Origin of the sequence: Streptomyces sp. NPDC021115, assembly GCF_044333065.1 — a bacterium.
In the GTDB taxonomy this organism is placed as follows: Bacteria; Actinomycetota; Actinomycetes; order Streptomycetales; family Streptomycetaceae; genus Streptomyces.
In genome coordinates this window covers 1016080-1028270 of sequence record NZ_JBIRQF010000001.1, presented here as the reverse complement: position 1 = coordinate 1028270, position 12191 = coordinate 1016080, and the positions used below count along the sequence as shown (strand labels likewise).

At 70.6% G+C, this 12191-nt stretch carries 13 protein-coding genes; 3 read left to right on the top strand and 10 right to left on the bottom strand.

Going from position 1 to position 12191, the window contains the following annotated elements; translation table 11 throughout:
• Positions 1 to 51: 51 nt before the first annotated feature.
• The 8 genes from ACH4TL_RS04760 to ACH4TL_RS04725 form a co-directional block, all read right to left on the bottom strand.
• The gene (locus ACH4TL_RS04760) at positions 52 to 1623 is read right to left on the bottom strand and encodes a pyridoxal phosphate-dependent decarboxylase family protein (RefSeq protein WP_398312144.1); all 1572 of its coding nucleotides are present in this window, start codon (positions 1621 to 1623) and stop codon (positions 52 to 54) included.
• Between the two features lie 197 nt (positions 1624 to 1820).
• Positions 1821 to 2708, bottom strand: coding sequence for a siderophore-interacting protein (locus ACH4TL_RS04755; RefSeq protein WP_398312147.1), 888 nt, complete (start codon positions 2706 to 2708; stop codon positions 1821 to 1823).
• A 92-nt stretch (positions 2709 to 2800) separates the two neighbouring features.
• A complete protein-coding gene (locus tag ACH4TL_RS04750) occupies positions 2801 to 3826 on the bottom strand; it encodes an ABC transporter substrate-binding protein (RefSeq protein ID WP_398312150.1) in 1026 nt (341 codons plus the stop codon).
• Between the two features lie 174 nt (positions 3827 to 4000).
• The gene (locus ACH4TL_RS04745; RefSeq protein WP_398312153.1) at positions 4001 to 5020 is read right to left on the bottom strand and encodes a PDR/VanB family oxidoreductase; all 1020 of its coding nucleotides are present in this window, start codon (positions 5018 to 5020) and stop codon (positions 4001 to 4003) included.
• A complete protein-coding gene (locus tag ACH4TL_RS04740) occupies positions 5017 to 5208 on the bottom strand; it encodes a hypothetical protein (protein ID WP_398312156.1) in 192 nt (63 codons plus the stop codon). The genes ACH4TL_RS04745 and ACH4TL_RS04740 overlap by 4 nt, the downstream gene beginning before the upstream one ends.
• A complete protein-coding gene (locus tag ACH4TL_RS04735; protein ID WP_398312158.1) occupies positions 5205 to 6284 on the bottom strand; it encodes a Rieske 2Fe-2S domain-containing protein in 1080 nt (359 codons plus the stop codon). The genes ACH4TL_RS04740 and ACH4TL_RS04735 overlap by 4 nt, the downstream gene beginning before the upstream one ends.
• An 80-nt stretch (positions 6285 to 6364) precedes the next feature.
• The gene (locus ACH4TL_RS04730) at positions 6365 to 6643 is read right to left on the bottom strand and encodes a DUF4190 domain-containing protein (protein WP_398312161.1); all 279 of its coding nucleotides are present in this window, start codon (positions 6641 to 6643) and stop codon (positions 6365 to 6367) included.
• Positions 6644 to 6646: 3 nt separating this feature from the next.
• A complete protein-coding gene (locus ACH4TL_RS04725; protein WP_398313739.1) occupies positions 6647 to 6817 on the bottom strand; it encodes a hypothetical protein in 171 nt (56 codons plus the stop codon).
• 125 nt (positions 6818 to 6942) lie between these two features.
• Between ACH4TL_RS04725 and ACH4TL_RS04720 the strand changes: the two genes are divergently transcribed.
• Complete coding sequence (locus tag ACH4TL_RS04720; RefSeq protein ID WP_398312164.1) at positions 6943 to 7569, top strand: TetR family transcriptional regulator; 627 nt, start codon at positions 6943 to 6945, stop codon at positions 7567 to 7569.
• On the opposite strand, the gene ACH4TL_RS04715 is transcribed toward ACH4TL_RS04720, so the two are convergent.
• Complete coding sequence (locus ACH4TL_RS04715) at positions 7535 to 8860, bottom strand: M6 family metalloprotease domain-containing protein (RefSeq protein WP_398312167.1); 1326 nt, start codon at positions 8858 to 8860, stop codon at positions 7535 to 7537. The genes ACH4TL_RS04720 and ACH4TL_RS04715 overlap by 35 nt on opposite strands.
• 249 nt (positions 8861 to 9109) lie before the next feature.
• Between ACH4TL_RS04715 and ACH4TL_RS04710 the strand changes: the two genes are divergently transcribed.
• Both ACH4TL_RS04710 and ACH4TL_RS04705 read left to right on the top strand, forming a co-directional pair.
• A complete protein-coding gene (locus tag ACH4TL_RS04710; protein ID WP_398312170.1) occupies positions 9110 to 9775 on the top strand; it encodes a TetR/AcrR family transcriptional regulator in 666 nt (221 codons plus the stop codon).
• A gap of 195 nt (positions 9776 to 9970) precedes the next feature.
• Complete coding sequence (locus ACH4TL_RS04705; RefSeq protein ID WP_398312173.1) at positions 9971 to 11497, top strand: MFS transporter; 1527 nt, start codon at positions 9971 to 9973, stop codon at positions 11495 to 11497.
• Positions 11498 to 11588: 91 nt separating this feature from the next.
• Here the strand turns inward: ACH4TL_RS04705 and ACH4TL_RS04700 are convergent, their stop codons facing one another.
• The gene (locus ACH4TL_RS04700) at positions 11589 to 12092 is read right to left on the bottom strand and encodes a MarR family winged helix-turn-helix transcriptional regulator (protein WP_398312176.1); all 504 of its coding nucleotides are present in this window, start codon (positions 12090 to 12092) and stop codon (positions 11589 to 11591) included.
• Positions 12093 to 12191 lie beyond the last annotated feature (99 nt).

Below are 12191 nucleotides of genomic sequence, written 5' to 3'. Positions count from 1 at the left end.
GCTCAGCCGGGCCAGCGGCTCGGTCGGGCCTGCGGCTCACAGGCCCGCGGCTCAGCTGGCGCGGGAGTGGCTGAGCTCGGGCTCGATGTGCAGGGCCAGGTACTGACCGGCGTGCTCGGCGAGGAGGTCGAGGACGAACGCGATGTCGCTCAGCGACGTCTCCGGGTTGAGCAGGGTGAACTTCAGGTAGTGGCGGCCGTCCACGACGGTGCCCGCCACGACCGCCTCGCCCGAGGCGGCCAGGGCCTCACGGGCGTGCAGATTGGCGCGGTCGACCAGGTCCGGGTCGGAGCCGTCCCCGGGGACGTAGCGGAAGACGAGCGTCGACAGCTGCGGCTCGGTGACGACCTCGAACCGCGGGTCGGTGTCCAGCAGGTTCCAGCCCTCGGCGGCCCGGTCCACGACCTCGTCGAAGAGCGCCCCGACCGCGTCCGCGCCCATGATGCGCAGCGTCAGCCACAGTTTGAGCGCGTCGAAGCGGCGGGTGGTCTGGATGGACTTGTCGACCTGGTTGGGGATGAGCTTCTCGACGCTGCGCGCGGGGTTGAGGTAGTCCGCGTGGTACGTGGCGTGGCTGAGCGTGACGCGGTCGCGGACCAGGACGGCGCTGGAGCTGACCGGCTGGAAGAACGACTTGTGGTAGTCCACGGTGACCGAGTCGGCGCGCTCGATGCCGTCGAGCAGATGGCGGCGGGTGGGGGAGGCGAGCAGTCCGCAGCCGTACGCGGCGTCCACGTGCATCCAGGAGCCGTGCCGGTCGCACAGCTCGGCGATCTCGGGCAGCGGGTCGATGGAGCCGAAGTCGGTGGTTCCGGCGGTCGCGACGACGGCCATGACCACCAGGTTTTCCTGACGGCAGCGGTCGAGTTCGCGGGCCAGGGCGACGGTGCGCATGCGCCGGTCCTGGTCGCAGGGGACCGGGATGACGGCCTCGTAGCCGAGCCCCAGGATGGCGGCGGCCTTCTTCACGGAGAAGTGGCCGGCCTGGGAGGTGAGGATGCGCAGCCGCGGCAGGATCTCGGATTTGGCGACGGTCTCCCCGCTCGCTGCGGCCTCCTTCTCCACCAGCTTGCACGCCTCGTCGCGGGCCAGCAGCAGCGCGTGGAGGTTGGACTGGCTGCCGCCGCTGGTGAAGATGCCGTCGGCGGCCTCGCCGAGCCCGATGCGCTCCGCGGTCCAGTCGATCAGCCGCCGCTCGATGAGGGTGCCGCCGGCGCTCTGGTCCCAGGTGTCGAGGGAGGAGTTGACGGCCGACAGGACCGCCTCGCCCAGCAGCGCCGGGATGACGACGGGGCAGTTGAGGTGGGCGAGGTAGCGCGGGTGGTGGAAGTAGACGGCGTCCTTGAGGTAGACGCGCTCCAGCTCCTTCAGCGCGGCGCGCGGGTCGTCCAGCGGCTGTTCCAGGTCGATGCCGGAGATCTCGGGGGCCAGCTCACCGGGGGTGACGCCGGTGAACGGGCGGTCGGTGCGGGCGACGGTGGAGGCCACCAGGCCGACGCCGTCGGTCACGGAGCGCTGGTAGCTCTCCGCCGTACGGTCGTTGAAGAGGTGGGCCCTGCCATCCGCCGCCCCGGGTATCGACTCCGACGACGGGTCCTCAGCGGTCTGCGCGAGGAAACTCACGGTCTGTCCTTCCTGGAGCATGCGGGCGCGCGGGTGTGGGCGCGCACGCGGGCGTGCGTGTGGGGGTGCCGGTGTGCCGGTGGGGGGGGAAGTGCGGGCAGGCGGGTGCGCCGGCCGGGGGAGCCGGGCGCGCGGTGGCGCGCTCCGGCGATCGGAACCCGTCGGCCAGCTGAGGGACTATCAGTGGGGGGTACCGGTCAGTCGTCGGCTTTCGGGCCGTTGCCGCTCACGGCCTCCTCGACGAGCTGTTCCTCGCAGGCGCCGAGCCGCCAGTAGCCGGTGAAGGTGACGGCCTTGCGCTCGAAGCCGCGTTCGCGCACCAGATGGCGGCGCATCTCCTTGACGGTTCCGGCCTCGCCCGCGATCCACGCGTACGGGGAGCCGGAGGGCAGCTGGGTGGCGCGTACGGAGTCCAGCAGCAGGGCGGAGCGCGGGGAGCCGGGGGCGGCGCCGTCCCGGACCAGCCAGGTGATCTCGGCGTCGGCCGCGGTGCGCAGCCGCTGCATGTCCTCGGCGTGCTGGACCTCGATCCACACCTTCGCCGGGGTGCCCGCGGGCAGCCAGTCGAGGATGCCCGCGATGGCGGGCAGCGCGGTCTCGTCGCCGGAGACCAGCACCCAGTCGGTGCCGGGCGGTGGCCGGAAGTCGACGCCGCCGTTGTCCTCGACGACCGGGCCCAGCAGGGTGACGCGGTCGCCGCTCTCGGCGCGCGCGGCCCAGCGGGCGGCCGGTCCGGTGTCGTGGTGGAGCGCGAAGTCGACGTCGATCTCGTCGGGTTCGCGGCGCTGCTCGCGCACCGTGTACGAGCGCATGATGCCGCGTACGGCCGGGTCCATCGCGCGCCAGCTGGCGAACCAGCCGTCGCCGTCCTCGACCGGCACGACCGGCGCGGGCTGGCCGGGGTGCGGCAGGAACAGTTTGAAGCGCTGGTCGCGGCCGCCGGCGGTGAAGTTTCCGAGGCCGGTGCCGCCGAAGGTGATCCGGGACATGGAAGGGCCGAGTGCCCGGGTCCGTACGACGTGCGCGTCGAAGAAGCGGAACGGTACGGCGGTGGCGGGGCGGGTGGCGGTGGCTGCGGTGGTCATGGGATCGACGTCTTCCCTTCGCTTGCCGTGGTCGGGGCCGGTGGCCGGTCGGTCAGGCTGAACCGGACAGTCAGGCTGAACCGGTCAGCGCGTCAGCTGACCTTCTTCGCGTCCTGAATGGCCTTGGTGAGGGACTCGATGAGCGGGGCCGCACCGGCGTACGAGAAGCGCGGCTCGCTGCTCCAGGGCGTGATCTGGTCCGCCTTGACGGCGGGGAGTTTCGACCAGGTCGGCTTGGACGTCAGGGCGCTGGGCTGGAGGGTCGCGGTGCGGTTGTCCAGGAACAGCACATCCGCGTCGTACTTGTCGGCGTTCTCCCAGCTCAGGCTCTCGAAGTAGCCGCCCTTGTCGGGCTTTCGCGGCTGTACGAGGTCGACGCCCAGCTCCTTGAAGTACAGCAGGTCGGCGCTGATCTCCGGGTTGGAGACATAGAAGAGGTCGGCGCTGGCGGAGCAGGCCATGACCCGGATCTTGTGCGACTTGGCCGTCTTGCGCAGTTCCTCGGACGCCTTCTCGAAGCGGGCCTTGGCGTCGGTGACCTTCTTGGCCTTGAGGTCCGCGCCGAGCGCCTCGGCCAGCGCGGCGTAGCGCTTGATGGGCTCCAGCATGGAGACCCGGCCGGTGGTGATGGCGCAGCTGGGGGCCAGTTGGAGGATCTTCTTCTTGCTGTCGTCCGGGATGTAGAAGAGCGCGCCCGGGTCGAACATGTTGGTGATCAGCAGATCGGGGCTGAGCGAGGCGTACTTCTCGACGTTGAACTGGCCCCAGGTCTGGCCGAGGCTGGTCAGCCGGTCGACGTCGATGTCCCCGGCCTGCGGGTCCGGCTTGCCGTTCTTCAGCTTGGTGGGGCCGAAGACGCCGGTGATCTGCTTGTCGATGCCGAAGTCGTACAGCGCTGCCGCCGCGGCGACGTAGGCGACGATGTGCTCGGGCGTGCCATCGGTGCTGATCTTCTTCTTGCGGTCGTCCGTGAACGACCAGGAACCGCCGCCCTTTCCGTCGCCGGAGCCCGAACCGCCCTTGCCGCCACAGGCGGTGACGAGGGCTCCGAGTCCGGTGGCGCCGCCCGCGGCGAGGAGACCGCGACGGGAGAGCGGAAGTTCTCTGGCCTGGCGCATGGACCGCATGGTGGTGCCTTTTCTCAAGACGTACGGGGACGGTGCCCAGGGGACGGCACCCCGAAGGCGTACTTAGGTTAGCCTAACCAAGCTGATTGTCCAGTGGCCGGGCTCACCCGGCCCCATGCGTTTGAGAGGCGTGGGCGCTCGTTCAGCGCCGTTTCCCAGGGGCTTTCACAGGTCCAGCACCAGTTTCGGGCCCCGGCAGCGTGAGACGCAGATCATCATCGTTTCGCCCGACGCGCGCTCCTCGTCGGTGAGTACGGAGTCGCGGTGGTCCACCTCGCCCTCGATGACATCCGTCTCGCACGTACCACACGTGCCCTCCTCGCAGGAGTACAAAACCGGCACCCCTGCCTCCTCCAGGGTGCGCAGCACGCTCCGTCCGGGTTCGACGGTGAGGGAGCGTCCCGATCGGTCGAGGATCACTTCAAAACCGCCGGAATTCCCGTGCTGCGGCTCGCCGTTCGCATCGTTCTGCTCGCCCTCGTCCGCCGTACGGGGCTGGAACCGTTCGGTGCGCAGCGCACCGTCCGGCCAGGCGCGGCACCGCTCCTCCGCCACCCGCAGCAGCGGCTCCGGGCCGCAGCAGTAGACCAGGGTGCCGGGGGCGGGCTCGGCGAGATGCGCGGCGAGGTCGAGCAGCCCCGCCTCGTCCTGCGGCACCAGCCGCACCTTCTCGCCGTAGGCGGCGGCGAGTTGGTCCGCGAAGGCCATGGAGCCGCGGGTGCGCCCGCCGTACAGCAGCGTCCAGTCGGCGCCCGCGGCCTCGGCGGCGGCCGTCATGGGGAGGATCGGGGTGATGCCGATGCCGCCCGCGATGAACAGATAACGGGCGGCGGGGCGCAGCGCGAAGTGGTTGCGCGGCCCGCGCACCCGCACCCGCGTGCCTTCGGCGAGCGTGTCGTGGACCCGGGCGGAACCGCCGCGTCCGTCGGGCGCCCGCAGCACAGCGATCCGCCACGTCGTACGGTCCGCCGGGTCCCCGCACAGCGAGTACTGCCGGATCAGCCCGTCACCGAGGACGAGGTCGACATGGGCACCGGGCTCCCAGCCGGGCAGCTCGTGCCCCGCCGGATGGCGGAGTGCGAGCGTCACCACGTCCGCCGCCGCGTCGGTGCGCTCGGCGACCAGCAGGGTGTCGTCGTACGGATGGCCATCGGCGGCCGCGGGGCCTTCGGGGGCGCTGCTCACTCGGTGGTGCCTTTCTGGTTGTCGGCCGTCGGCGCGGTGTGTCCTTCGGGGTGCGCGAGCATCCACTGCCACAGCTCGACCGGGTCCTGCGCGGTGCGCTCCGCGCCGCAGTGGCAGACGCCGTGCAGCACGTCGGTGCCGGGCAGCCAGTCGATCCGGTAGACCTCGGCGCTGGGCGCGCCGCTCATGGCGCGGCCGTGGTCGCCGGGCCGGGCGTCGGGGCGGTGCGCTGCTCGCCCTCGGCGGCGAGGCGGGCGAGGATGCGGCGCGCGGCCAGACCGCCGGTGTCGATGTTGATGCTCAGCTCCTGATAGCCCTCGCGCTCGGTGTCCAGCGCCTTCTGGAGCAGGTTCAGCGCGTCCACGTCCTGCCGCACGACGGTGCGGTTGAAGTCGTGGAGGAAGGTGGTGACTTCGTCGTCGTCCTGGGCGAAGTCCCGGGAGACGGCCCAGAAGTCGTACACCGTGCGGTCGGTGGAGGGCGTGATGGCGTACGTGATCTCCACATGGAAGGCGTTCGGATCGGAACCGTCGGCCTCCGGCAGCACCCCGGTCGGGGCGATGCGGCTGTGCAGCAGATACAGACAGGGCGCGTGGTACTCGATGTCCTGCCAGCGGGTGATGCGGCCATCGATGCCAGTGGAGCGGGCGTAGAAGGGCGGGCATTCGGCGTCGTCCATGTGGCGGCTGACCCGCACGATGCCCGCGCCCTCGTCGACCTCGGTGGTGATGGGGGTCTCGGCGACCTCGGGGGTGCCGATGTAGCCGCCGTGCAGATACGTCTCGTGCGACAGGTCCATCAGGTTGTCCACGAGCAGCCCGTAGCCCGCGTCGATCGGCTCCATGCCGCCGACCGTCCGCCAGCGCGGATCGGCGAGCCAGGGGGCGCGCGGGATCGCGGCCGGATCGGCGAGCGCGGGATCGCCGATCCACACCCAGACCAGCGAGTCCTGCTCGACGACGGGGTACGAGGCGACCCGGGCGGTGCGCGGGACGCGCTTCTGGCCGGGCACGAACACACAGGTGCCGGAGGCGTCGTAGGTGAAGCCGTGGTAGCCGCAGACGACCTTGTCGCCGTCGAGGCGGCTGGCGGAGAGCGGATAGCGGCGGTGCACACAGCGGTCGGCGAGCGCGACGACGGCGTTGTCGGATTCGGTGCGGTAGAAGGCGATGGGCTCGTTCAGGATGGTGCGCCCCAGCAGCTCACGGCCGACCTCCCGGCCATAGGCGGCGACGTACCACTGGTTCCGTGCGAATGCGGTCATGCACAGCAGCGTGGTGACGGGGGTCATACACGGGCAACGGCCCTTCCACTCAGTGGAAGGGCCGCCGATGGCAAGGGGGGTCAGCTGCCGAACTGCCAGAAGACCGAGTGGTCCAGCGTCATCAGGACGGCCAGCAGGATCACGTCGGCGACGCCGAGCGCGATGCCGAGCAGCGCGCGGCCCCGGCGCTCGGTCTCCCGGGCGAGCGCGAGCGTGCCGAGGACGATGGCGCAGGGCCCGAAGACCGCGTTGAAGAGGAGGGTGCCGATGAGGCCGAGCACGAAGGAGGCGACGGCCATGCCGTCGGCGTCCCGGCGCGCGCGGACCGGCGAGGTGCGGGTGGGTGCGGTGAGTGCCATGGGTCAGCTCTCCTTGTGTCCGGTGCGTTCACGGATGAAGAAGACGAGCAGCCATGCGCCGATGACGCCGGAAGCGGCGAGGAAGACCGGGAGCGGGGTATGTGCCGCCGCGCCCAGCAGAACCCCCATCAGGGCGAGAGCCGCGACGATGAAGAGCATGTGAGCCTCTCTCATGGTGGTGGATCCGGGATGCGGATTGTCATTGAGTGAACAATTGGATTCACAACTGTTCACTGACATCTAGGCTACCCCCGCGTACGGCTGGCCAAGGTCGGCGAACACCTGTTTACTGGAATGATATGAGTCACACATGCGGGATCCGCGAGGCCCGTAAGCGCAAATCGCGCCGCGCGCTGCTCGACGCGGCGCTGGGGCTGCTGGCGGACCAGAGCCTCAGCAGCCTGGGACTGCGGGAGGTCACCCGGGTGGTGGGCATGGCCCCGGCCGCCTTCTACCGGCACTTCCGGGACATGGCCGATCTGGGCGTGGCGCTGGTCGAGGAGTCCCTGGGCAGCCTCCAGGGCATGATCCGCGCGATCCTCGCCGAACGGGACGGTGACGAGGAGCGGATCGATGCCGTGATGGAGGCCGTCGCCGAGCATGTGCGCCGCCACCCCACCCACATCCGCTTCATCGCGCGCGAACGCCACGGCGGAGTGCGGCCGGTGCGGGAGGCGATCGCCGCCGAACTGGGCCTGCTGGCCGACGAGGTCGCCGCGGCCTTCGCGCCCCGGCTCACCCCGGCGGGCTGGCCGCCGGAGGATGTCCGGATGCTGGCCGAGCTGTATGTCGACCGCATGGTGACGACGGCGACCGCGTTCATGGAGGCGCAGGACGACGTGGGGGAGCACGAGCGGATCGCCGAGACCGCCCGTAAGCAGCTGTTGCTGATCAGCCTCGGGCGCCGGCACTGGCGCGACGCGTGACCTCGACGCGGTAGGAGCCGTCCGCGTCCCGGCCGGTGACGCGGACGCGTACGCGCACGCCGCCCGCGCCCCCCTCGTACGTCTCGCCGGGGCCGAACGCCGCGTCGCTGAGCCCGGGATGGACGTTGCGCTCCTGGGTGCAGCCACGGCCGCCGGGGGAGCTGTCCAGGACGGTGACCGGGCCGCCGCCCGAGTCGACCCGGGTGTCCACCCAGGTCACCAGGACGCCGGGCTTGCACACCGCCTCGTCGTTGCCGCCGGTGTCGCGCGCCTCCAGGGCGTATCCGGTGGAGTCCGAGACCGGTACGAAGACCAGTTTGGTGCCCTCGGGCCGGTGCAGCGGCGACAGCGTGTGCACCGTGGTGCCGGGGTGGGCGGCGCAGTCGACCTGGCGGGCGCCGAGCCAGCCGAGCTTCCACTTGTGCCAGGCCAGCAGGTCGTTGCCGGCGCCCCAGTCCTCGGACATCACATCCCAGTGGCCGACGTTGTCGCCGCCGTCGCGGGTGTAGAGGTCGGGGAGGCCGAAGACATGGCCGTTCTCGTGCGGAAGGACTCGGAAGCCGGTCTTCCGGAGCGAACCGGAACCGTCGTCCTGACGGCTGTAGACAAAGGAGACATTGGCCAGCGGAACCCCGTCCGCGGTCGGGGCGCGCTGGTTGTCGGCGTACGTCACGGAGAGCACCGCATGCGCGGCGGGTGGCCCGGCGTTGGGGGTGACCAGGACGTTCACCAGGTCGTAGCGGCGGAAGTCCACCTTCGGGTCGGCCGTTCTCGCTATGTCGGCGACCAGCTTGCGGTAGCCGGGATCGAAGGGGCTGCCGCGCTTTATGCCGTACGAGCGGAACGAGTGCGGCATGCGCAGCCAGTGGTCGATCGGCATCGCGGGCCGGTAGTCGAGCCGTCCGTAGGAGCTGCGCGCGAACCACCGCGAGGTCTGCGGGAAGAACTCCTCGAAGCGCTCGCGGGCCGTGCCCTTGCCGCGCACATCCGGGAAGTCGATCATCAGGTTGAGGGCGTTGACCGTCCCCGTGCTGCGGCTGTAGCCGCGGTTGGTGGGGACGCCCTCGGACATCTGGAGCCCGCGCCCGGGGGCGAGGGAACACGGTTCGAGCGACCCGGGCTCCGCCGTGGTCACCGGCGCGGGGGCCCGCTTGGCGGCGGCCGGTTTCCCCGGACGCGGCATCGCCGCCGGGGCGACCACCGCGACCGTGAGCACGGTGGCGGTGAGGAACGCGCTGCCTCGGCGGAGCCTGCGTATTCGAGGGCGGGTGGCCTCGCGGGTCTGCTTCATTGCCGCCCACGGTGTGCCGGGGCGCGCCGTGGCGCCCCCGGGGTGCGTCCGGGCGGGGGAAGCCGCTGGGCCGGTCGGGCGAAATCCGCGCGTATCAGGTGTGAGGCAGGTCACCTACGGACCGAGAAATTCCGGGGACTGGTTCCCCGTTTAACCCGGTGACCGCATAAACGGGGACTGACTCCCCGGAAATCTTGAACCTCGCATCGCCCGATGCCGGGGACGAACGGACACGGAAGGGGAGCTGTCATGGCCGGAGCCACCGCCGCACGAGCCGCGGATCGCGCACGGCACGCACCGCCCCGACTGCGTGCCGACGCCCTGCGCAATCGGGAGCGGATCATCGGTGCCGCACGCGAAGTGCTCGTCGAGTACGGGGCCGAGGTCCCGCTCGACGAGATCGCCCGCCGGGCGGGAGTCGGCAACGCCACCCTCTACCGGCACTTCGCCGACCGCCGTGAACTGATCCACCACGTGACCCTGTCGGTGATGTCCCGCGTCGCCGAGCAAGCCGAATCGGCCCTGGTCGAGGAGCCCGACGCCTTCGTGGCGCTGGGGCGCTTCGTCCACGCGGCGGCGGACGAGCGGATCGGCGCGCTGTGCCCCCTGCTCTCCGACGGCATCGACAAGGAGCACCCCGACCACATCGCTGCCCGCGACCGCCTGGACGCCGGTATCGACGCCCTGATGGGGGCCGCCCGAGCCGCCGGCCGACTCCGCGCCGACATCGACGTCGGCGATCTGATGGTCGCCCTCACCCAGCTCACCCGGCCGCTGCCCGGCAGTGGCTGCGTGGACTTCGACGCCTTCGTGCACCGGCACCTACAGCTGTTCCTGGACGGCCTGTCGGCTCCGGCGCGCTCCGAACTTCCCGGCTCCGCCGTCACCTTGGAGGATCTTCAGCACCGGCCGTGACGCAGCTCGCACCCGGCCGTTCACCGAGCACCGCTTACTTTTCGCGCGTCCACCGGTCTTGAATGCGTACGACGTCGCGCTTCGATCGCCGCTACGGCTTCTTCTTCTCCTTCCACTGAACTGACTCCGCCCGGTCCTCGGTCGGGTGTCAAACGTCCCATTTCTCACTCTCCGCACCGCTAGGTAGGCCCACCCATGCCTGAAACGGCCCTGAACAAGGCTCCCTACGTCGATCCCCTGCGCTGGAAAGCGCTGATATTCATCGCCCTCGCGCAGCTGATGGTCGTCCTCGACGCGACCATCGTGAACATCGCGCTGCCCTCGGCCCAGGCCGACCTGAACATCTCCGACGGCAACAAGCAGTGGGTCATCACCGCCTACGCGCTCGCCTTCGGCGGCCTGCTGCTGTTCGGCGGCCGGATCGCGGACCTGTGGGGCCGTAAGCAGACCTTCATCGTCGGGCTGATCGGCTTCGCCGCGGCCTCGGCGCTCGGCGGCGCCGCGGTGGGCAGCGGCATGCTGCTCGGCGCCCGCGCCCTCCAGGGCCTCTTCGGCGCGCTGCTCGCGCCCTCCGCGCTCTCGCTGCTCGCCGTGATGTTCACCGACCCGAAGGAGCGGGCCAAGGCGTTCGGCGTCTTCGGCGCCATCGCGGGCGGCGGCGGTGCCGTGGGCCTGATCCTCGGCGGCGTGCTCACCGAGTACCTGGACTGGCGCTGGACGTTCTTCGTCAACATCCCGTTCGCCATCGTCGCCGCGGTCGGCGCGATCGCCGTGGTCCGCGAGCCCACCGAGAGCCGTAACCGCTCCAGGCTGGACGTCCCCGGAGTGCTGCTCGCCACCTCGGGCCTGGTCTCGCTGGTCTACGCCTTCACCCGCGCCGAGTCCGACGGCTGGACCGCGCGCCCGACCGTCGCCCTGTACATCGCGGCCGCCGTGCTGCTGACCGCCTTCGTGTTCGTCGAGTCCCGGGTGAAGGCGCCGCTGCTGCCGCTGCGCGTCATCACCGACCGCAACCGCGGCGGGGTCTACGCCTCGCTGGGCCTCGCCGTCATCGCCATGTTCGGTCTGTTCCTGTTCCTCACCTACTACATGCAGATCGTCAAGGGATACAGCCCGGTCGAAACCGGTCTGGCCTTCCTGCCGATGGTCGCGGGCATGATCACCGGCTCCACGCAGATCGGCGCCCGGCTGATGACCCGGGTCCCGCCGCGGCTGCTGATGGGCCCGGGCTTCCTGGTCGCCGCGTCCGGCATGCTGCTGCTGACCCAGATCGACCTCGACAGCTCGTACCCGGCGCTGATCCTGCCCGCGATCATGCTGCTCGGCCTCGGCATGGGTACGGCCTTCATGCCCGCGATGAGCCTGGCCACCCATGGGGTCGAGCCGCGTGACGCGGGCGTCGCCTCCGCGATGGTCAACACCTCGCAGCAGGTGGGCGGCGCGATCGGCACCGCGCTGCTCAACACCATCGCCGCCAGCGCCACCACGGCGTACGCCAAGGGCCACGCGGCCACGGGCTCGTCGCCCAAGCTGCTCCAGCTCCAGTCGATGGTGCACGGCTACACCGCGGCCATCGCCTGGGCGGTCGGCATCCTGCTGCTGTCCGCGGCGATCGCCACCACGCTGATCAGCGCCGGGAGGCAGGACGGCGCCGCGGGCGGCGCGGTCGCCGGTTCGGCCGACGGGGCGGTCGAGGACGCTGTTCCGGTCATGGCGCACTGACGGCGCGCACTGCCGGTGCGCAGGACTGCGTATGGGCCCCGCTCCCCGGTATTCGCCCGGGGGGGGCGGGGCCTTCACGTGCCGGGTGTGCTCAGCGCAGCCAGGGGAGGTCGGCGCCCTCGGGCTGGAGGCCGTCGGCGATGATCCGGCAGACGTCGCCGAACTGGGCGATCTGCTCCGAGGTGAGCCGGTCGAAGATCGCTGAGCGGACGGCCTCGACATGGCCGGGGGCGGTCTGCTTGAGGACGTCGAACCCCTTCTTGGTGAGGACCGCGTTCTGTCCGCGCTTGTCGGAGGGGCAGTCCTCGCGCCGCACCCAGCCGTCCTTCTCCATGCGGGTGATGGCGTGGGAGAGCCGGGACCGGGTGATCTTGGCGGCCTCGGCCAGCTCCGTCATCCGCATCTGGTGGCGGGGCGCCCAGGAGAGCTTCACCAGCAGGCTGTAGTAGACGTGCGGCATGCCCGCGTCGCGCTGGAGCTGACGGTCGAGATGGTCCTCCAGCAACATGCTGGCCTGGATGTACGCCAGCCAGGCGCGCTGCTCGTCATCGTCCAGCCAGCGGGGCTCGTCGGCGGCGTCTGCGGGGGATTTCATGGCGTCCACATCGTTCATTGTAAGTCTACTTCTTGAATTTTAAACAAGTGTGCGGTACCGTTATCGGGCTAGTGCTTGAGACTTCAAGCTTTATGGTCT

Excerpts from the sequence above, each read along its gene's own strand:
- ACH4TL_RS04755 (WP_398312147.1), bottom strand. The coding sequence starts at position 2,708 with ATGACCACCGCAGCCACCGCCACCCGCCCCGCCACCGCCGTACCGTTC.
- ACH4TL_RS04750 (WP_398312150.1), bottom strand. The coding sequence starts at position 3,826 with ATGCGCCAGGCCAGAGAACTTCCGCTCTCCCGTCGCGGTCTCCTCGCC.
- ACH4TL_RS04740 (WP_398312156.1), bottom strand. The coding sequence starts at position 5,208 with ATGAGCGGCGCGCCCAGCGCCGAGGTCTACCGGATCGACTGGCTGCCC.
- ACH4TL_RS04735 (WP_398312158.1), bottom strand. The coding sequence starts at position 6,284 with ATGACCGCATTCGCACGGAACCAGTGGTACGTCGCCGCCTATGGCCGG.
- ACH4TL_RS04730 (WP_398312161.1), bottom strand. The coding sequence starts at position 6,643 with ATGGCACTCACCGCACCCACCCGCACCTCGCCGGTCCGCGCGCGCCGG.
- ACH4TL_RS04725 (WP_398313739.1), bottom strand. The coding sequence starts at position 6,817 with ATGAGAGAGGCTCACATGCTCTTCATCGTCGCGGCTCTCGCCCTGATG.
- ACH4TL_RS04720 (WP_398312164.1), top strand. The coding sequence starts at position 6,943 with ATGAGTCACACATGCGGGATCCGCGAGGCCCGTAAGCGCAAATCGCGC.
- ACH4TL_RS04715 (WP_398312167.1), bottom strand. The coding sequence starts at position 8,860 with ATGAAGCAGACCCGCGAGGCCACCCGCCCTCGAATACGCAGGCTCCGC.
- ACH4TL_RS04710 (WP_398312170.1), top strand. The coding sequence starts at position 9,110 with ATGGCCGGAGCCACCGCCGCACGAGCCGCGGATCGCGCACGGCACGCA.
- ACH4TL_RS04705 (WP_398312173.1), top strand. The coding sequence starts at position 9,971 with ATGCCTGAAACGGCCCTGAACAAGGCTCCCTACGTCGATCCCCTGCGC.
- ACH4TL_RS04700 (WP_398312176.1), bottom strand. The coding sequence starts at position 12,092 with ATGAAATCCCCCGCAGACGCCGCCGACGAGCCCCGCTGGCTGGACGAT.